The sequence below is a fragment of the Brucella sp. NBRC 12953 genome, from assembly GCF_040369775.1.
GTDB classification, from domain to species: domain Bacteria; phylum Pseudomonadota; class Alphaproteobacteria; order Rhizobiales; family Rhizobiaceae; genus Brucella; species Brucella pseudogrignonensis.
This window is the reverse complement of sequence record NZ_BAABSV010000008.1, coordinates 1-18,038: the sequence shown is the minus strand read 5'-3', so window position 1 is coordinate 18,038 and position 18,038 is coordinate 1. Positions and strand designations below refer to the sequence as shown.

Here is an 18,038-nt window from a genome sequence, read left to right as displayed (position 1 = left end):
TAGGCAGATCAGTTCAGAACGCTCTTCTTCGGATCTGGTGGGAAGGCAGCATTGGCCTCTTCACCGCGCAGAAGCTTCAGCGCTTCATTGAGCTGAACGTCATCCTTGGTCTCAAGCGGCACATAAGCGGCCGAACCCGAACCGGCATCGTCTTCCTCATTGCCCTTGATGTGGCCTTTGAGTTCAGACTCACCACGAACGACATCTTCACCACGCAGTTCTGGTGGCAGCGGCTGTTCAACCTTGATGTCTGGCGTGATGCCCTTGCCCTGGATCGACTTGCCCGATGGCGTGTAATAGAGCGCTGTCGTCAGACGCAGCGATCCGTTTTCGCCAAGCGGGATAATGGTCTGGACAGAGCCCTTGCCGAAGGACTGTGTGCCAAGCACGGTCGCACGGCGATGATCCTGCAGCGCACCTGCTACGATTTCCGACGCACTGGCCGAACCGCCATTGATGAGCACGATCACCGGCTTGCCATCAGCCAGATCACCCTTGCGCGCATCGAAGCGCGTCACATCCTGCGGATCACGACCACGGGTCGAAACGATTTCGCCCTTGTCGAGGAAGGTATCGGAAACAGCGACAGCCTGATCGAGCAGACCACCCGGGTTGAGGCGCAGGTCAAGCACATAGCCCTTGAGCTTATCGCCCGGGAGCTTTTCCTGAATGTCCTTGATCGCCTTCTTGAGGTCATCAGAAGTCTGTTCGGTGAAGGAAATCACACGCAAATAGCCGACATCATTCTCGACGCGAGAACGAACGGCCTTAACCTTGATCACAGCACGGTCGATCTTGAGCGTGATCGGCTTGTCTGCGCCCTGACGAATAAGTGTCAGCTCGATTGGCGAACCAACTTCACCGCGCATCTTTTCAACCGCATCGCTGAGGCTGAGGCCACGAACTTCCTGACCATCGATCTTACTGATCAGATCGCCTGCGAGGACACCAGCTTTGGAGGCTGGCGTATCATCGATTGGCGCAATGACCTTAACCAGATCGTTGTCCATGGTGACTTCAATACCAAGACCGCCGAACTCACCCTTGGTCTGCACGCGCATATCCTGCGCTGCTTCCGGGTTGAGGTAGGATGAATGCGGGTCAAGCGACGTCAACATGCCGTTGATGGCGCTTTCCGTCAGCTTCTTGTCATCTGGCGGCGTCACATATTGCTGGCGCACGCGCTCAAAAATATCACCGAAGAGAGCCAGGTCCTTATAGACATCGCTATCTTTCCCCGCTGCGGCAAAAGCAGTGGAGGCAGGCGCGCCCTGAACCATCACCATGGCTGACGCCCCCATCAGGGCCCCGGCGAACAGCAGCGACAGTTTACGTATCATTTTGTGTCCTTCCAGAAAGCCGCTCGGACCACCACGGGGCCGGATCAACGGGTTTTCCATCTTTTCGAAACTCAATGTAAAGCAATGGCGCGCCATTGCCCACCTCAATCGGTGCAACACTTGCGAGAAGTTTTTCACCCATTGCGCCGACAGGTTCACCCGCCAACACAAACTGACCTTGCGCCACATCGATTCGGCCCATGCCAGCCATCACGATATGATATCCGCCGCCAGCGTCCAGGATCAAGAGCTGCCCATAAGATCTGAATGTACCTGCGTATAGTACAACGCCATCGGAAGGTGACGTAATCGTGGCAGCGGGCAAGGTTTCAACCACCTGCCCCATCATGTTGCCACCGACACCGTCTTTTTCGTTAAAATGCCGGAGTGTCTTGCCTGCAGCAGGCAATCCAAGCTTTCCTTGCAGCGATGCAAAATCAATCTGCGCGTGCAGACGGTTCTCGTCAGGCGTTGCTTCTCCAGCCTTTTCCTGCGCTTTTGCAAGGCGATCAGCTTCCGCTTTGCGTGCAGCCTCGGCAGCATCGCGCACACCAGCCATCTGCTCATCCAGCCCGTCAATCAGCTCTTTGAGACTGCCTGCCCTGTCAGCAAGTTCTTCCGAACGCTTGCGCTGCGATAAGATTTCCTGCTCGGATTGGGCCTGCAACTTCTTCTTTTCTTCAAGAAGAAGTGATTGACGCTTTTGCTCTTCGGCCTGTGCTGTGCGTGTTTCCTTGAGCTTGTCCTGCTCTTGAGCGATGGAGGCGACCACGCGCTGCATATCTTTCAGATCGCCGGTCAGCTCTTCCACCTGCTCGCGCATTTCCGGCACAACAGCCCCAAGCAGCACAGCACTGCGCACCGATGCCAACGCATCATCGGGCCGCACGAGAATAGCGGGCGGCGGGTTCAAACCCATGCGCTGCAATGCAGCTAGCACCTCTGCCAAAACGCTTCGGCGCGCGCGCAAAGAATTGCGAATGCCGTCTTCCTGCTCGCGCAAGGAAACCAGCTTGTCGGCACTATCGGCAATATCCTGCTGCAACTTCTTGTCCGTCTTTGCAGACTGGATAAGCGCTGCCGTAATCGTTGCCTGATCTTTCTTAAGGTTGGCTACCTCGTCTTCGAGCTGTTTAAGCTTGTCGCTTGATACAGAGAGTTCGGTGCTGAGCTGCTCATATTCACTTGCCGCCTTGTCGCGCTGCTGCTGGATTCCTTCTTGCGCAAAAGCCAGCGTTGCGCCTGACATAAGTGCAGTCGCAACAAGGCCAGCCCGCATCAAGGCAGACAGCAAAGACTTTTTTGAAAGGCGAAAAGGACTCATGGCGCGCTATATCAGAAAGAAACAAGGCCAAAACTAGCCGCAGAGCATTAAGGAATTGTTAGCCATAGTAGCGCCGACGATAATTTCAGTGCTAGGCAGAATATGCCGTCAGTTTCATTATGGGCCGAATATATGGAAGCGGGATCTGCATAGATGACTTCAGAAGTTCGCGTAGGGGCTTCCGACTGGCGCCAGGGGCGCGGTTATATTCATACCTATATCTGCGAGAAAATCGCTTCAACGACGGTTGGAAATCGTTGCGATATCCTCATGATACTCCACGAATTGGGGCTGGAAGTTACCGGACAGACCATCGACAGCGTAAGCGTTATCAACCCGCTAACGGGTAATCGCTTTACGCTGAGAGGTAATATCTACCATGAGAATTGGACCCGCACAGTCTCGTAAATAACCAGCAGTAAATCTCGCTCACGGCGCCAGATCAGGATAGCTCTGTACATATTCGTGCATTTCACGCCGATAACGCCAGACAGCGCGTGCGCGGTGTTTCCAGAGGTCGCGGCGTGGCTGTTTCCATGGCTTTTCCGGACCATGGAAATGCACGATGATATCCGGCACGGATTTGCTTTCTTCAGCATCGCCACCAAGTCGGGCAATGTGGCGCCGTTGCCTCGCGGCCTGTCTCCACGACGAATTATAAGCCGGGTTGAGCAAATGCACGCGATCCCGAAAGACATTGTTGAGATGGTCCTGATCGCCCAGCGGGCAGGCAGAAGCACGAACCAGATCATGCATGGCCCGGTGCAGTTCAGGCTCTGCGCGGATGGCATCGGTATCAAGCAGAAGAACACCGGAATTGAAGTAGCGCGATATATCGCTTTGCTGCATCAGTCCCTGCAACTCACGGACACGGGGCATACATTTTTCGCGCACCTTGAGATTGCGGGCAGACCATTTCGCCACAACGCAATCGCGCACCGCGCCAACCGGACATCCATTGAGATTAAGCGCGAAAAGTGGGGCGACGTCGCCCACTACCTGCGTATCGCCATCAATATAGAGAACACGACCTGAAATTCTGGTCGGAATATGCAGACGCCCCATTGATGCGGCAGAGATATAGGCCGTTGGCCCTTTTGCCCCGTCCAAATCATCCTGGGTAAGAGCAAGGCAATTCAGCGAGACTGCAGGGTTTTTGGAAGCGACCCGATGCACGGCCTCCCAATCCTCGTCCCTTAATCCGTCACCCCAGAAATGGATGATACCCGGGACAGACAAGTGGCGCAGAACGCCCCACATCGCCACCAGAGTTGGCTTGAGAAAGCCACGATCAGTCACGAATGCGATCTGCGGCAGCGTTTTATTCGTCGATGAAAGCGACATGCAATTCTTCAAATGATGCACAAGGCAGTTACAAAACCCGACCCGGCGCATCAACTATTGGAAGAACATGAAATAATTAGGATCGGTGATAAGGATGTCCTGCAAGAATTGTTGCGGCCCGATATAATTGCTCAGCAATCAATATGCGGGCTATCTGGTGCGGCCATGTCAGCTCTCCCAGAGCCAGAACCAGATCGGCGCGCGAACGCAAAGCAGGATCGTGCCCATCCGGGCCGCCAATGGCGACAATCAGCTGGCGCTTGCCATCATCACGCATACGGCCGATGCGTTCAGCAAAAACTTCCGAACCGAGCGCCTTGCCGCGCTCGTCGAGCAGGATAAGAGCAGCACCATTATCCAGTGCTTCATTGATGCGCTGTGCTTCTTCGGCCTTGCGCAGTTCAGCCGTCTGTCCACGACTTTCGGGGATTTCGCTCACACCGGCGAATTCAAGCCCAAGCGGCGGCCCCGCCTTGGAAAAACGGTCGAAATAGCGCTCGACCAACTCCCGCTCGGGGCCGGCTTTCATCCGGCCCACGGCCATAACACTCACACGCATCACGTCCTCTTTACGACTTAGAGCACATTTCGATCAGATCGGCGCTCTAACTCTTTCTTTTAACGCGCATCTCTATCCGAAAACCGTTTCACACGTTTCGGATGCGCTCAAATCAGTGCACCGTTCCCGATGCGCGCTGATCTTCGAAATCGTCGTTGATCCAGATTTTTTCCAGATTGTAGAAATCACGGATTTCCGGACGGAAAATATGGACGACGATATCGCCTGTATCGATGAGAACCCAATCACCGCCCTCGAGTCCTTCGACCCGCATATCCTTGCAGCCCATTTCACGAAGGGCCTGCAAAAGATGGTCAGCGACAGCCGTCACATGACGATGCGAACGACCAGACGCGACGATCATATAATCGCCGATCGAAGATCTTCCGCGGATGTCGATGGGGATAATGGATTCTGCTTTGGAGTTTTCGAGACTGGCCAAAGCCGCGTCGAAGGCCTGGGACACGAAAGCTGTTTCGTTCATCCCGACCGGTGAAGGCGCGTGGTGAGCCTTCTTCTCAATTGCTGTTCTCAGTGTAGTTCCTTTCCGACAAGAACAACGCAGTACGGCATTCATAAGCACCGTACATACCTAAGATAGGCAGAGTCCCTGTATTCTTTCAAGAGTCTTGAATGGCTTACACCATTCACTTTTTCAATTTCTGTTTGCGGAGTGCGGTCGATGAGAGCGAAGATCGCGGTCCGTGAATGAAGGTCCAGGCCGGTGGTGTACGCCGCGCAAGGAGCGGGGCGTAATGTTCATCTAGCCGGCTATCGGAAAATGTTTGCGCCATGCGTGACGATAAATAAGCCAAGGTCGAACCTGGCCTGTCGATGACTGCAATCGGGAAATTCTGCGCAATCTCCCGCCAGCGCTGCCAGCGATGGAAGGAAGCGAGATTGTCCGCCCCCATAACCCAGACGAAATGCACACCGGGATTGGCCTTGCGGATCAGCGCCAGAGTGTCTGCTGTGTAACGCACGTCAAACGCGGCTTCCAGCGCCGTCACCTTGATGCGCGGATCGCTTGCCACATGCTCGCTGAGCTCCAGACGTTCAGCAAGTGGGGCAAGTTCGCGCTTATCCTTCAGCGGATTGCCGGGCGTCACCATCCACCAGAGCTGATCAAGCTTCAGCCGCCGAATGGCGATTTCAGCGACCAGCGCATGACCACCATGCGGTGGGTTGAACGAGCCGCCAAACAGGCCGACCGTCATGCCCTTTTCGACATGCGGCATACGCAAATATTGCGCATCAACGTCCGGATAACGCGCCTTTAATGCGGAAAGCCCGAAGCCGAACTTCATCAGCCTCTAACCTGTCCGTTCCCACGAACACGATATTTGAAAGAGGTCAGTTGTTCGACACCAACCGGTCCGCGCGCATGCATCTTGCCGGTAGCAATGCCAATTTCCGCCCCCATGCCGAACTCGCCACCATCTGCAAACTGCGTCGAGGCATTGTGCAGAAGAATGGCAGAGTCGATCTCGTTGAAGAAGCGCGCAACAACATCCGCATCCTCAGCCACAACAGCTTCTGTGTGGTGGGAGGAGTAACGGTTGATATGCTCAATCGCACCCGAGACACCATCAACCAGCGCCACCGAAATGATCGCATCCAGATATTCGGTCGACCAGTCTTCTTCTGTAGCAGGAGTGGCGGTTGCATAAAGTGCTATGACTTCATCGCTGCCGCGAATTTCGCAGCCCTTTGCAGCCAGATCTTCAAGAACCGGCACCAGATGCGTTTGAGCTACCGCGCGATCCACAAGCAAGGTTTCGGTCGCACCGCAAATGCCGGTGCGGCGCATCTTTGCGTTCACAGCAATCGCACGCGCCATATCGAAATCAGCGGACTTGTCGATATAGAGATGACAAATGCCTTCAAGATGCGCGAAAACCGGCACACGCGCTTCCGATTGCACGCGCGCAACGAGGCTTTTGCCGCCCCGTGGCACGATCACATCAATCGCGCCATTCAGACCTTTGAGCATTTCACCAACTGCCGCACGGTCAGTAACCGGAACGATCTGGATAGCATCGGCAGGTAATTGCGCTGCCTCCAGTCCCGCAACCAGTGCCTTGTGAATAGCAGCCGATGAATGCGCGGAATCTGAACCACCACGCAAGATGACCGCATTGCCAGCCTTAAGGCATAGCGCGCCAGCATCTGCGGTCACATTGGGACGGCTTTCATAGATCACGCCGATGACACCCAATGGTGTACGAACGCGCTCGATATGGAGACCATTCGGACGATCCCACTCGGCAATCACTTCACCGACTGGATCATTTAATTCAGCAATAGCGCGAATGCCGTCGGCAATTGCCTGAATACGACTGTCATCGAGTGTCAGCCGATCAACAAACGAAGCTGCCATCCCGCTTTCCGCAGCATTGGCAAGATCGAGCTTGTTGGCTTCAAGAATGGCATCTTTGCTTGCGAGAATGCTATCTGCAGCAGCAAGCAGGGCTTTGTTTTTCTGTTGAGGCGAAGCGATGGAAAGCGGAGCCGCTGCCTGTCTGGCTTTACGACCAACTTCTGCCATGATGGCTGCGATGTCAGTTCCGGCGTCCACTTTGTTCAACATCCTCTTCCCCTTATGCTTCTTCCGTCTCGCTAGTGGTCACACCCCGTACCACCAGATCATTGCGATGGATCATTGCAGCGCGCGCATCATAGCCAAGAATGGCGCTGATCTCATCGCTTTTGTGCCCGGCAATTTTGCGCGCATCTTCCGCATCATAAGCAATCAGACCGCGCGCGATTTCACGGCCGTCCTCGTTGAGAACCGCAACCGTGTCGCCACGCTCAAACTGGCCTTCAATCTTTTTCACACCCGCAGGCAAAAGCGACTTGCCCGATTTCAGCGCCTTGGCTGCACCAGCATCGACACGCAAACGACCAGCAGGTTCGAGATTGCCGGAAATCCACGTCTTCCATGCATTTACCGGCGCACGCGCTGGCTCAAACAATGTCGCGCGTTCGCCCCGATCAATAGCCGAAAGCGGCCCCATACGTATACCAGAGGTGATAATCATCGCAGTGCCTGCCGCATTGGCTATCTTGCCGGCGTCAAGTTTGGTCTTCATGCCACCGCGTGAAAGCTCTGATGCCGCAGCACCCGCCATCGCCTCAATCTGAGGTGTGATTGTTGTAACGAGCGGCAGAAACTGTGCGTTCGGGTCTTTATGCGGCGGTGCCGTGTAAAGGCCGTCAATATCCGAAAGCAGAATAAGAAGGTCTGCACCCATCATGGTTGCAACACGGGCTGCGAGACGATCATTATCGCCATAACGGATTTCAGTCGTCGCAACCGTATCATTCTCGTTGATGATCGGCACTGCTCCGAGCTTCAGAAGCGTTTCAATCGTTGCGCGTGCATTGAGATAACGGCGACGCTCTTCCGTATCCGAAAGGGTCACGAGAATCTGACCCGACTTGATGTCGTGGCCACCGAGCACGTCGGCATAGGCTTTTGCGAGCGCGATCTGTCCGGCGGCTGCTGCTGCCTGACTTTCTTCAAGCTTAAGCGATTTCTTGGGCAGACCAAGAACCGTGCGTCCAAGCGCAATAGCGCCGGATGAAACAACCAGAACTTCGACGCCCGCATGATGGAGCGCCGCAATGTCCTGCCCCAGGCTCTCAAGCCAATTTTGCTTGAGACCAGTTGAGCGATCCACCAGAAGGGCTGATCCGATTTTGATAACGATGCGGCGATAGTCTTTGAGTTGTTTCAACATGCCTTCATTCCCTCGCCGCATTCTCAAGCGCATCCCGAAAAGCGTGAAGCGGTTTTCGGACAAGATGCGCGACCAAATAAAACCCTATGCTTATTCGTCTTCAGCAGTACCGGCTTCAACGGCCCGGCTCTGATCAATAACCGCAGCCAGCTGGCGTAGCGCATCGTTCAAGCCTTCATGGCTGACCGCTGAAAGCAGCAGCGGATCGCGCCCGCAAGCCTTCTTCAGCGCCTTCACCTTTTCCTTGCGTGCATCCGGATCAAGCGTATCGATCTGCGACAGCGCCACGATTTCCGTCTTGTCAGCAAGGCCATGTTCATAGGCCTCCAGTTCACCGCGAATGACGGTGTAAGCCTTCGCAACATCTTCTTCCTGCGCCGACACCAGATGCAGAAGCACGCGGGTACGCTCGACGTGGCCCAGGAAGCGATCGCCAAGGCCAATGCCTTCACTAGCGCCTTCAATCAGGCCCGGAATGTCAGCGATGACAAATTCACGCGCATCGACGCGCGCGACACCGAGGTTGGGGTGCAGCGTCGTGAAAGGATAATCGGCAATCTTAGGCTTTGCAGCCGTCACACTTGCCAGAAAGGTCGATTTACCTGCATTCGGCAGGCCGACCAGACCAGCATCAGCAATCAGCTTGAGCCGCAGCCAAAGTGTACGCTCAATGCCGTCCTGACCAGGATTGGCGCGACGCGGCGCGCGATTGGTCGAGGTCGTGAAATGCAGATTGCCAAAGCCGCCATTACCACCCTTGGCCAGACGATAACGCTGGCCAATTTCGGTGATGTCACAGATCAGCGTTTCATCATCTTCTTCAAAAATCTGCGTGCCAACCGGCACTTTGAGGATGACATCATCGCCCTTGCCGCCGGTCATGTTGCGGCCCATGCCATGCATACCGGTCTTGGCCCGGAAGTGTTGCTGATAGCGATAATCAATCAGCGTGTTGAGGCCATTGACGGCTTCCACCCAGACGTCGCCACCGCGCCCGCCATCACCGCCATCAGGGCCACCGAATTCAAGAAACTTCTCGCGGCGGAACGACACGGCCCCCGCCCCGCCATTACCGGAGCGGATATAGATCTTGGCCTGATCGAGAAATTTCATTGAACCTTACCTCTTACGACGCAATAGAACTTGACTTGGGTGCGTCTTAAACTTTGGGATTGCGCGCAATCTCGCGCAATCCGATTTGCAATTACAGCAAAACCCGTGTCCTGCAAACAGCAGAAACATAAGGTTTTCAGCCTAAATTCAGTTTCCACGCAGGATCACTGAAATCAATATAGAGCAGTTCCTGATCCAGATACTGACCCTGCACATAAAGCGACTTCGGCTCAACACCATAGGATTTGAAACCAAGCCCATAATAGATGCGCTTCGCAGGCTCATTGGTTGCCACGACTTTCGCATCCAGTATCACGACGTGCTCAGCCGCGTGTTCGATAATCTGCCCAACAAGCGCCCTGCCAAGTCGCAAGCCACGCGCTTCCGGCGCGACATAGACACTGACCAGAGTGCCACGATGGCGCTCGGACCTGCGTTCATGGCGGAACAAGCCGGCGATACCCATCAGGTTTTCACCATCAAAGGCGCCGAAAATGACATTGCCGTTCACTTGCTCCAGACGGCGTGCAAACACGCTGTCGGAATAGGCATTTTCCTCTTCAAAGGTCGACCCGAAAGCTTGCGGCGCAAGCTGCAATGCAGACAGGCGGATCGCGCGAAACCGGTGCAGGTCTCCCTTATCCAGTGCGCGGACAACAACCCTTTCACGGGCGACAGCGTAAATATCGTTCATTATATTCCCCGATGATTATCGGTCCTGCGATTTTCACACAGGACCTTTTTTATTATGACTGCCAGCTTCTCAGGCCGATCCAGGTCCGCCGGTCAAGGACATAGCGCTCGACAGGGACATTCCCGGCAGCAAGTGAATCCGCCATGCCCATGCTGCTGAACTGAAAGCCGCACTTATGAATCACGCGACGCGAACCGCCATTGCTAGCGTGACACGAAACATGCAACCGCTCGATTGGCGTGGCCCGGAAAGCCAGATCGATCAATGCGTGGGCAGCGTCCGTGGCAAAACCATGCCCCCAATAGGGCTCACCCAGCCAATAGCCGATCTCCAGGCCTTCGCCGTGGCTATGCGGGTGGATGCCACAACAACCCATAAAGATACCGGTTTCAGCTTGGGTGATTGCGTAAATGCAATTGCCCATCTCGCCTTTTCGCACGCGCTCGACAAAATCCACGGCATTTTCGCGGGTGTATGGATGAGGCATACGGGCGAGCATAGTCGAGACGCGGGCGTTATTGGCAAGATAGGAAATTGCATCCACGTCTTCGGTATGTGGCGGGCGGAGAACCAGCCTGTCCGTGACGAGGACGGGGCAATCTAACTGATCTGCTAATCCAGGCGAGAGATCAGCATAACTGGCCTCCCGCTCGCTACAGCTCTCGTAATATTCTTCTTCTAAAACTTCGACGACCATTTGTCTGTCCTCCAGATGCAAAAAGGGAAGATGGTTGTCCCATCTTCCCTTCGATCTTTAGGCTGGTCGCCATATATACCGGGTCCAATGGGACGCCGGTATTTATGAGTGCCCGGCTTACTCTGCTGCTTCCGCGATCGGGTTTACCGATACGTAGGTGCGGCCGTTGGCTTTCGTGCGGAAAGCAACGGAACCGTTGGTGGTAGCAAAAATGGTGTGGTCTTTACCGAGGCCAACATTGGCGCCCGGATGCCACTTCGTGCCACGTTGGCGCACGATGATGTTGCCAGAAACGACAGCTTCGCCGCCGAACTTCTTCACGCCAAGGCGCTTCGACTCTGAATCGCGACCGTTACGCGACGAACCACCAGCTTTTTTGTGTGCCATTGGATTTCTCCTTTAATCTCTTCTACTTACTCAGCCGACTCGGCCTTGGCTGCAGCCTTCTTAGGCGCTGCCTTCTTTGGCTTTGCGACTTCGCCTTCAGCGGCGTCTGCCTTAGGAGCCTTCTTCTCAGCGGCCTTCTTCGATGGCTTTGCGCCGTCGGTAAGGATCTCCGAGATACGGATCGTCGTCTGTTCCTGACGATGACCGCGGGTGCGCTTCGAATTCTGACGGCGACGCTTCTTGAACGCGATAACCTTGCGTGCACGGCCCTGTTCAACGACTTCAGCCGTTACGAGAGCGCCAGCTACGGTTGGAGCACCGATCGTCGTGCCAACCAGCAGAACTTCTGCGAATTCTACGATGTCGCCAGCTTCGCCAGCAACTTTTTCGATCTTGATCAGGTCATTTGCGGCAACGCGGTACTGCTTGCCACCGGTCTTAATGACTGCGAACATTTGTTGTCCTTTCGGTTGTTCGGTCCGGCTCTCATTTCCACGACATTTGCGCCGAAGTGATGGGCCGTCTTTTTATCAGTCGGTTGGTGAGTGGGCTTTGTGCCCTTGATTACAACTCCGGAAACCCGAAATTTCGCAATCAAAACAATAGGCGCGGATTACTCCACGCCTGAAGTCTGGTGCTTATAGGTGTGAAGCAGCAGAAAAGTCAAGAATTTTCACAACAGAATGCAAATTAGCTCTTGTCTAATCGTCTTTGGCTCGTTATTGAGCCGCTACACACTTAGCATTCGCTTTAGATGCTTATCAACGGCGCGATTTTATGGATCGCTTCACCCGTGGTGCACAATGCGGAGAGGTGGCTGAGTGGTCGAAAGTACCGCACTCGAAATGCGGCGTGGGGGTAACTCCACCGTGGGTTCGAATCCCACCCTCTCCGCCATTTTATCTATTGAAACGAGATCGCACTGAGCATCGCTGATTGACGTCAGCTCTTCGCTGCGCGGCCCACAATCATCAACTGCTGGGCCACGCCTGAGACGAAGTAACTCTTGCGGATTGAAGAGCCGCTAAAGGTTCTTCTGAGCAAACCGATCAAATGCCTTCAGGAACTCACCGAGGAACTTGGCCGTATCAGGCACCAGCTTGCCGCTTTCATCCAGCAGCTTGTCAACATGTGCGAGATAAGCCTCTGGCTGCTGCAAAGTCGGCATATCCAGAAATACCAACGACTGGCGAAGATGATGATTGGCACCGAAGGCTGAAATATTGCCCGGCGAGCCGCTGATGATCGCAGCAGGCTTTCCACTCCAGACACTCTGGCCATATGGACGTGAACCGACATCGAGCGCGTTCTTCAAGCCCCCCGGCACAGACCGGTTATATTCCGGCGTTACGAACAACACGGCATTGGCCTTGTTCACCTCAGCACGGAAACGTTTCCAGGCAGCGGGTGGGGCGTCGGTATCCAGATCCGGATTATAGAGCGGTAAGTCGCCGATCTCGACAATCGTCAATGCCATGTCGTCTGGTGTTACTGCATTCAAGCCGAGCGCAACCTTGTGATTGAAAGAATCTTTTCTCAAGCTCCCAACCAGAACAGCTACATTCACTTTCGTCATAGCAATTTCCTCTTTGAAATCGAACAAGCCTCACTTGCAAAGGAAGTAAGAGACAAAGCCAAGAGGTCAACTCGCCTGACACAGAATGATCTTGCTGAGTGCTTCCGGCCACCGCTTCTCAGCAATGGCCAGTCCGTGCTAGAAGGCCGTCATGAGTGTGTTGTCAGATGTTTCTCCCGTTTATAATCCGCCGTTAGAGCCATATGTTTCGATCATCCATCGCGACGACGATATTCTGGTTCTGGATAAGCCAAGCGGACTGTTATCCGTGCCCGGACGTCATCCGGCGCTTTCTGACAGCCTGGCCACACGCGTCCAAAAGCAGTTTCCAAAAGCTTTGATGATCAATCGTCTGGACAAGGACACGTCCGGTCTCGTGCTCATGTCGCTCAATCGCAAAGCCCACGCCGCTATTGCTGCGCAGTTTGAAGCGCGCACGACAGAAAAGCGCTACATTGCCGAGGTTTGGGGGCGGGTGGAACAAGACGAGGGACTGATCGATCTGCCAATGGCAATTGATCCGGACAATAAACCGCGTCATCGTGTCGATTTTGATAATGGCAAGTCAGCCCAGACACGCTGGCAGGTGCAGGAACGTCATGCAAACAGCACGAGGATGCAGTTGTTTCCCTTGACCGGTCGTACTCATCAATTGCGCGTTCACATGAAAGCGCTGGGGCATGTTATTCTTGGCGATGAGTTTTATGCCGAAGGTGAGGCACTTGGCGCAGCAGACCGCTTGCTTCTTCATGCAGAAGAAGTCGCTTTCCATCACCCGGATGGTCGGCATGTGCAATTCACAGCCCCTTGCCCTTTCTAACAATGGCTATGTTTCGGAAATACACATGTCGCAGAAAATAGACACATCGGAACTGGTTGTTGATTTTGTCGGCGGTGCCGTCGGGCATCGCTTTCGCTCCGGTGAGGGACGCGGACAGGCTCTGGCAAAGGCGGCGGGTCTTGCGAGTGGAATCACGCCAGACATTGTGGATGCAACAGCCGGTCTTGGCCGCGACGCTTTTCTGCTCGCCGCACTGGGGGCGAAGGTAACGCTTATAGAGCGATCAGAGAAAATGCACAGGCTGCTGGCTGAAGGGCTGGGGCGCGCTGCAGCTGAAGGCGGTCAATATGCGGAAACCGTGGCGCGCATGACGCTATTACATGGCGATTCCTGCCTGCTGATACCGGAATTGAAGCCAATGGTCGTTCTGGTTGACCCCATGCATCCACCGCGAGGCAATACGGCTCTGGTCAAAAAGGAAATGCGTCAGATCCGCGAGATTGTCGGCACCGACGCAGACTCTGAGAAGCTGATGCTTGTGGCTCTTGAACACGCGGTAAACCGTGTCGTGCTGAAATGGCCGCTGCGCGCTGAGCCCATGGCAGGGCTACGCAAGCCCTCCCATCAGATTCTCGGTAAAAGCACCCGCTACGATGTCTTCGTGAAAGCAAAGATCGTGACTGATTAGATCAGTGCCCTCAACTTGTTTAGATGCACGCGTTAAAGCATTTCCAATTTTCATTAAATGTTGGAACTGCTCTATCTATTTTGCGCGCATCTTGTTCTGCAAAACCGCTTCGCACTTTTCGGAATGCGCATTACGCTCTAATTCGAGCACTTCACACCATAAGACAGGACCGATGGCGTATCGCCTACCGTTGTGACAGACAGGCTGTGGCCGGCATTCTTATAGGAGAAGCCGCAATAGCCGAAGCCGGTTCCTGAGCAGCCATCAACCTCGCTGATACCCATCTCTCGCAAACCCCTCGATATGATGTCCAGCTCATCCTTGCTTTCTTCTGGCTGCCAGCCTTGTTCAATGAGCATGATACGCGCCAGACTAATCGGCAGTCGATAAATATTGGGAACCGTCACTTGGCCTGAACAGAATTTCTCTTCGCCCGGTAGTGCGGTGACAATGATACCTTTGCCACCAACCAGCTTCACATCAGCAACCGGCTGCTGTACCCAGTCGCCATCCCAAATGCGTATGCCTTCACCGTTCTGTTCGACACGCCCCAGACTGAGGGCTGCATTTTTGGCGGCATACGCAAGTGCAACAAGTTTGCCGTCTTCATAAAAGGCAAGATTACCTTCTTTCAACAAGCACGATCCGCTCGTTCCTTGTTCCATATCGGCCACGAAACTGACAGCCTGCAACGCGCCAATCTTCGCTTCCCCGGTCACGGTCCAGCCCCGCTCTCCCACCGCACGCGCCTCGGCACTTGTCGTTTTGGTGTCCTGGTTATCACAAGAAGCGGCGTCTCCGCTTTTCTTTGGTGCCTTTGGCAGCTCTGCAAGCCGCACAATATCAACGCCGCTGACTTGTGAAACAGGAATGACCTTATCCAGAGATGTTGGATGAGTAGTATCCGATTGAGCATTCGCTGAGCCAGCCAACACCAAGGTCATGCCAGCAACGAGAAAACGTGAAATCATGTCACACCATTCCGAAAATCTATGTTCTTGCGAGCAAAACGGTTCATCGGATGAAACGGTGCCCTGCCTGATTCTGGTACAAGATAGCAGCCAAACGACAGTTTCAAAGCCAGAACATTGTTTTTGCTATATCTTCATCGAAAAGAGACTGGATCGTCCAAGATAGCGATTTGTGTTGTTTGAGACTTGGAAGCATTATCAAGCGAACTAGATAGTCGCGTAACCATGAAGTAATACAGTCCAACATGATTGAGGCCGGATGAAAAAGACCATTGATCTGACAACCGCGCCCATCAATCAAGCACTGTTGCTGTTCGCTCTGCCAACGCTCGGCTCGTCAATCCTGCAATCGGCCAACGGCTCCATCGATACAATCTGGATCGGTCAGTTGCTGGGAACAGACGCTCTCGCAGCGACAACAAACGGCAATCTGGTAATGTTTCTGCTGACCGCCTTTGTCTTCGGCTTCGGCATGGCCTCGACGATTCTGATCGGCCAGTCCTTTGGGCGGCGGGATATCGAAACGGCACGCGCCATCACAGGTACGACACTCGGAGCCTTCATTCCTGTCAGCATTATTGTGGCTGTAGTCGGCTGGTTCCTCGCACCTTACGTCCTTGGCCTGCTCGGCACTCCGGAAACGATTGAACCGCTGGCACGCGCCTTCCTGCAAGTAACTTTCGTCGCGATGCCTGCCATTCTCATGCAGACAATCCTGATGATGGCGCTACGCGGCAGCGGTGATTCCATAACCCCGTTGATATTTATGGGCCTCGCCGTCATCCTTGATATAGCGCTTAACCCGCTGCTCATTCTCGGGATAGGCCCAATTCCCGCGCTTGGCATATCAGGCTCGGCACTCGCCACAGCAGTAGCGAATTATATCAGTCTCGCGGCCATGCTCATCTATGTCTATCGCAAGGATTTGCCTTTGCGTCTCAAGGGACAGGAGCTTTGGCTTCTGGTGCCGGACCTCAAGGTCTTGAAGCTGATTTTCAGCAAAGGTCTTCCGATGGGTATTCAGATGATCGTGGTCTCGAGTGCCATGCTGACGATGATGCGGTTGGTCAATCAGGAAGGCGTTAATACGACCGCAGCCTTCGGCGCAACACAACAATTATGGACCTATGTTCAGATGCCGGCTATGGCGCTTGGCGCAGCGGTGAGTGCGATGGCTGCGCAGAATATAGGCGCTGGCAAATGGGATCGCGTCAACAGCATCGCACGGATCGGCGTCTTCTACGCTATTCTGATGACTGGCATTTTGGTTGTTGTGCTGCTCATTGCCGACAAGCAGGCCATGCAGATATTCCTGGGCTCTGACAGCCCTGCCATCCCGATCGGTCAGCACATCGGCAAGATCGCAACCTGGGGCTTTATCGCCTTTGGCGTTTCCATGGTTCTGTTTGGCACCGTGCGGGCGAATGGACAAGTTATCTGGCCACTTATCATTCTGTTTGTTTCAATGTACCCGGTGCGGCTTGGTGTTGCCGTCGGCATGAGAGACTGGCTCGGACCGGATGCCCTGTGGCTCAGCTTCCCTGTTGCCATGATTTCGACGATGCTTATGGCTGGCGCGCTTTATCTTCATGGCGGATGGCGTAAGAACCAGTCAATGCATGTCGATAAGTTTGAGCAGGAGGGCACGGCTGCGGCCACAGCCCAGACAGCAGAAGCCGCCCCTTCATCGAACGCGCTGACACCGAACCCACCGCACGTTCCTGAGAATAGTTAGAGCTGCCACACCGTTGGTTGCGTCGATTGTGTGCAAGCACAGCTCAATTCATCGCTTCGGAATCAAAAAGCCCGGCGACATTTTGCCACCGGGCTTTGAGTGTTTAGAGCGCGTTTCGATCCGATCGGCGCTCTAATTTCTGTTTTAACGCGCATCGTTGTCCGAAAGCCGTTTCACACCTTTCGGGATTCGCTTTAGATCAGGCCTTCTTCATTGAGAGCCTTCTGTACGGCAGAACGCGCCATGACGCGTTCGCGCAGAGCAAGAGCCTTCGGATAGGCGGTCAGATCGACCTTCAACATAAGGCCCCAACCAATGATGACGGATACATAGGCATCGGGTTGGGTAAAATCGGCCCCAAGCCAGAAGTCGTGGTCGCTCGAAAGCATCGCTTCAAGCTGACCCATGCGACGATTGATGGAGGCAACCACTGTGGTCTTTGCTTCCTCCGTCAAATTGGGCGCGAACAGACCGCCGAACGCTGTATGCAGATCACCGCAAAAGCCGAGCGCTTCCTGCAAACGAGCACGTTCAATCGTGCCATAGGCAGGCTTGAAGGCCGCAACATCAGAGTGATCGCCGATATACTGCAGGATTGCCGCGTTCTGCGTAATCACGACACCAGGCTCAACCTCGATAGCAGGTACTGCACCGCGCGGATTGATTTTCAGGTAGTCGGCATCACTCGCTGTTTTCTTTTCCTTGAGATCGACCACTTCCAGATCATAGGAAAAGCCTGCTTCGCTGAGCACGATGTGGGGTGCTAATGAACATGCGCCGGGTTTGTAATAGAGCTTCATCACAGTCTCCGTTGAGATGGTTTCGCTTGGGCTTCTATCAGTTTGCTACGGGGCGACAAAATTCTTTGCTATCACGATATTGGGATATGGATTTGCTGGCGTGGTGGCTTTGTTGGATGACTTTGCCCTTTAGCCTTCTTCATCATCTATCAGAAGCGTCAAAAGCCCGGCTGCTTATGCACCGGGCTTTTTGATTTTATTTGGGTATTAGAGATTTGGTTGGGTGTGATGCTTTTTGCCGTTTGTCGGGTCATCGATAGCGGATGGATTACTATGCTCCTCACGG

Annotated in this window: 20 protein-coding genes and 1 tRNA gene; 5 read left to right on the top strand and 16 right to left on the bottom strand. The window is 54.2% G+C overall.

The annotated features are described in order from the left end of the window. Positions 1-8: 8 nt before the first annotated feature. Both ABWV94_RS18100 and ABWV94_RS18095 read right to left on the bottom strand, forming a co-directional pair. Positions 9-1,340, bottom strand: a complete 1,332-nt coding sequence (locus ABWV94_RS18100; protein WP_007876924.1) for a S41 family peptidase — start codon at positions 1,338-1,340, stop codon at positions 9-11. Beyond that, positions 1,330-2,589 (bottom strand): murein hydrolase activator EnvC family protein, encoded by a 1,260-nt coding sequence (locus ABWV94_RS18095; protein ID WP_408913749.1) that lies wholly within the window; start codon positions 2,587-2,589, stop codon positions 1,330-1,332. The genes ABWV94_RS18100 and ABWV94_RS18095 overlap by 11 nt, the downstream gene beginning before the upstream one ends. A 228-nt stretch (positions 2,590-2,817) precedes the next feature. On the opposite strand from ABWV94_RS18095, the gene ABWV94_RS18090 reads away from it, so the two are divergent. Further along, the gene (locus ABWV94_RS18090; protein ID WP_113500013.1) at positions 2,818-3,072 is read left to right on the top strand and encodes a hypothetical protein; all 255 of its coding nucleotides are present in this window, start codon (positions 2,818-2,820) and stop codon (positions 3,070-3,072) included. Positions 3,073-3,093: 21 nt separating this feature from the next. Here ABWV94_RS18090 and ABWV94_RS18085 read toward each other — a convergent pair whose 3' ends face one another. The 11 genes from ABWV94_RS18085 to rplU form a co-directional block, all read right to left on the bottom strand. Further along, entirely contained in the window at positions 3,094-4,008 is a 915-nt protein-coding gene (locus ABWV94_RS18085) for a glycosyltransferase family 8 protein (RefSeq protein WP_084479816.1), read from the bottom strand. 76 nt (positions 4,009-4,084) lie between these two features. After that, on the bottom strand, positions 4,085-4,567 hold the full coding sequence (gene rlmH, locus ABWV94_RS18080) for a 23S rRNA (pseudouridine(1915)-N(3))-methyltransferase RlmH (RefSeq protein WP_007876931.1): 483 nt from the start codon (positions 4,565-4,567) through the stop codon (positions 4,085-4,087). A 112-nt stretch (positions 4,568-4,679) separates the two neighbouring features. Beyond that, positions 4,680-5,051 carry a ribosome silencing factor gene (gene rsfS, locus ABWV94_RS18075; RefSeq protein WP_007876933.1) on the bottom strand — a complete coding sequence of 124 codons (372 nt, stop codon included), beginning with the start codon at positions 5,049-5,051 and terminating at the stop codon, positions 4,680-4,682. A 163-nt stretch (positions 5,052-5,214) separates the two neighbouring features. Further along, positions 5,215-5,874: a nicotinate-nucleotide adenylyltransferase gene (locus tag ABWV94_RS18070; RefSeq protein ID WP_113158657.1), complete on the bottom strand. Its 660-nt coding sequence runs from the start codon at positions 5,872-5,874 to the stop codon at positions 5,215-5,217. Further along, complete coding sequence (locus tag ABWV94_RS18065; RefSeq protein ID WP_113158658.1) at positions 5,874-7,157, bottom strand: glutamate-5-semialdehyde dehydrogenase; 1,284 nt, start codon at positions 7,155-7,157, stop codon at positions 5,874-5,876. The genes ABWV94_RS18070 and ABWV94_RS18065 overlap by 1 nt, the downstream gene beginning before the upstream one ends. Positions 7,158-7,167: 10 nt before the next feature. Continuing rightward, complete coding sequence (proB, locus tag ABWV94_RS18060; RefSeq protein ID WP_113158659.1) at positions 7,168-8,310, bottom strand: glutamate 5-kinase; 1,143 nt, start codon at positions 8,308-8,310, stop codon at positions 7,168-7,170. Between the two features lie 90 nt (positions 8,311-8,400). Continuing rightward, a complete protein-coding gene (obgE, locus tag ABWV94_RS18055; protein ID WP_007876941.1) occupies positions 8,401-9,423 on the bottom strand; it encodes a GTPase ObgE in 1,023 nt (340 codons plus the stop codon). Positions 9,424-9,559: 136 nt separating this feature from the next. Then, positions 9,560-10,117 (bottom strand): GNAT family N-acetyltransferase, encoded by a 558-nt coding sequence (locus ABWV94_RS18050; protein ID WP_079212338.1) that lies wholly within the window; start codon positions 10,115-10,117, stop codon positions 9,560-9,562. Positions 10,118-10,169: 52 nt separating this feature from the next. Next, positions 10,170-10,814, bottom strand: a complete 645-nt coding sequence (locus ABWV94_RS18045) for a GNAT family N-acetyltransferase (protein ID WP_079212339.1) — start codon at positions 10,812-10,814, stop codon at positions 10,170-10,172. 117 nt (positions 10,815-10,931) lie between these two features. Beyond that, positions 10,932-11,201 (bottom strand): 50S ribosomal protein L27, encoded by a 270-nt coding sequence (gene rpmA, locus ABWV94_RS18040; protein WP_007876947.1) that lies wholly within the window; start codon positions 11,199-11,201, stop codon positions 10,932-10,934. 26 nt (positions 11,202-11,227) lie between these two features. Beyond that, positions 11,228-11,656, bottom strand: coding sequence for a 50S ribosomal protein L21 (rplU, locus tag ABWV94_RS18035; protein WP_007876949.1), 429 nt, complete (start codon positions 11,654-11,656; stop codon positions 11,228-11,230). Between the two features lie 352 nt (positions 11,657-12,008). Here rplU and ABWV94_RS18030 point away from each other — a divergent pair. Further along, positions 12,009-12,098, top strand: a tRNA-Ser gene (locus ABWV94_RS18030). A 127-nt stretch (positions 12,099-12,225) separates the two neighbouring features. On the opposite strand, the gene ABWV94_RS18025 is transcribed toward ABWV94_RS18030, so the two are convergent. Beyond that, positions 12,226-12,777, bottom strand: coding sequence for an NADPH-dependent FMN reductase (locus tag ABWV94_RS18025; RefSeq protein ID WP_079212616.1), 552 nt, complete (start codon positions 12,775-12,777; stop codon positions 12,226-12,228). Positions 12,778-12,928: 151 nt separating this feature from the next. Here ABWV94_RS18025 and ABWV94_RS18020 point away from each other — a divergent pair, with 151 nt between their 5' ends. Continuing rightward, a complete protein-coding gene (locus ABWV94_RS18020) occupies positions 12,929-13,597 on the top strand; it encodes a pseudouridine synthase (protein WP_113500011.1) in 669 nt (222 codons plus the stop codon). Positions 13,598-13,622: 25 nt separating this feature from the next. Then, on the top strand, positions 13,623-14,246 hold the full coding sequence (locus ABWV94_RS18015) for a class I SAM-dependent methyltransferase (RefSeq protein WP_353414864.1): 624 nt from the start codon (positions 13,623-13,625) through the stop codon (positions 14,244-14,246). A gap of 137 nt (positions 14,247-14,383) precedes the next feature. Here the strand turns inward: ABWV94_RS18015 and ABWV94_RS18010 are convergent, their stop codons facing one another. Further along, positions 14,384-15,217, bottom strand: a complete 834-nt coding sequence (locus ABWV94_RS18010) for a hypothetical protein (RefSeq protein WP_113500009.1) — start codon at positions 15,215-15,217, stop codon at positions 14,384-14,386. A 259-nt stretch (positions 15,218-15,476) separates the two neighbouring features. On the opposite strand from ABWV94_RS18010, the gene ABWV94_RS18005 reads away from it, so the two are divergent. Then, positions 15,477-16,952 carry an MATE family efflux transporter gene (locus tag ABWV94_RS18005; protein ID WP_353414861.1) on the top strand — a complete coding sequence of 492 codons (1,476 nt, stop codon included), beginning with the start codon at positions 15,477-15,479 and terminating at the stop codon, positions 16,950-16,952. Positions 16,953-17,146: 194 nt separating this feature from the next. Here the strand turns inward: ABWV94_RS18005 and gst are convergent, their stop codons facing one another. Next, positions 17,147-17,752, bottom strand: a complete 606-nt coding sequence (gene gst, locus ABWV94_RS18000; protein ID WP_353414859.1) for a glutathione transferase — start codon at positions 17,750-17,752, stop codon at positions 17,147-17,149. Positions 17,753-18,038: the final 286 nt, after the last annotated feature.